This is a genomic window from Paenibacillus antri (assembly GCF_005765165.1).
Classification (GTDB): Bacteria; Bacillota; Bacilli; order Paenibacillales; family YIM-B00363; genus Paenibacillus_AE; species Paenibacillus_AE antri.
This window is the reverse complement of the sequence record NZ_VCIW01000065.1, coordinates 1-789: the sequence shown is the minus strand read 5'-3', so window position 1 is coordinate 789 and position 789 is coordinate 1. Positions and strand designations below refer to the sequence as shown.

The window sequence follows — 789 nt, the reverse complement described above, 5'->3', positions numbered from 1 at the left end:
GAATTTATTAACAATTTCTACATTTGGTTAATGTGGTTATGTACCATTTGTAACCGTGTTTGTTTAAGAGGCTTTTTAAAATGTCTAAAGAAAAATTTGAACGTACAAAACCGCACGTTAACGTGGGTACAATCGGCCACGTTGACCATGGTAAAACAACTTTAACAGCAGCAATCACTACCGTATTATCAAAACACTTCGGTGGTGCGGCTCGTGCATTCGACCAAATCGATAATGCGCCGGAAGAGAAAGCGCGTGGTATCACCATCAACACATCACACGTTGAGTACGATACGGAAACACGTCACTACGCACACGTAGACTGCCCGGGACACGCGGACTATGTTAAAAACATGATTACCGGTGCTGCGCAAATGGACGGTGCAATCTTAGTAGTAGCAGCGACAGACGGTCCGATGCCACAAACTCGTGAGCACATCTTATTAGGTCGCCAAGTAGGCGTACCATACATCATCGTATTCTTAAACAAATGCGACATGGTAGATGACGAAGAGTTATTAGAATTAGTAGAAATGGAAGTACGTGAACTTCTTTCTCAATATGACTTCCCAGGTGACGATACACCAATCGTACGTGGTTCAGCGTTACAAGCGTTAAACGGCGTGCCGGAGTGGGAAGAAAAAATTCTTGAGTTAGCACACCACTTAGATACATACATTCCAGAGCCGGAGCGTGCAATTGATAAACCGTTCTTATTACCAATCGAAGACGTATTCTCAATTTCTGGTCGTGGTACGGTAGTAACAGGCCGTGTTGAACGTGGTATCA

1 protein-coding gene is annotated in these 789 nt (G+C 43.7%); it reads left to right on the top strand.

Going from position 1 to position 789, the window contains the following annotated elements; genetic code table 11:
• Positions 1–80: 80 nt before the first annotated feature.
• A partial coding sequence (locus FE782_RS33485) for an elongation factor Tu (RefSeq protein ID WP_138198432.1) occupies positions 81–789 on the top strand: 709 nt, incomplete at its 3' end.